The 258-nt window shown below is 56.6% G+C and carries 1 pseudogene; it reads right to left on the reverse strand.

What is annotated here, in order from left to right:
* Window positions 1-258 (reverse strand): annotated as a pseudogene (locus tag RTW80_RS29895) (chemotaxis protein CheV); the annotation flags it as partial.

The following is a 258-nucleotide window of genomic DNA, read 5'->3' on the forward strand; positions in this document are numbered from 1 at the left end:
CTCCAGCATTGAGCGCGCTACTTTTGAATCTTCTGCAACAATCGCGACAGAGCCAGGCTTGATGTTGAATTTGGTGGTTTCCAGATGGGTGGCGTGCAGATCGTGGTTCGCCGGGGTGATGTCGTACAGGATCTGCTCCACGTCGAGCACCATCGCCAGATCGTTAGTATCGGTCTTCTCATCCAGACAGGCAATGCTGGTGATGTAGCGACCGCTGACGGCGGTTTCCGCGGCGTGCACCTGCTTCCAGTCCAGACG

The sequence above is a fragment of the Escherichia sp. AM3 genome (genome assembly GCF_032029835.1).
GTDB classification, from domain to species: domain Bacteria; phylum Pseudomonadota; class Gammaproteobacteria; order Enterobacterales; family Enterobacteriaceae; genus Escherichia; species Escherichia coli.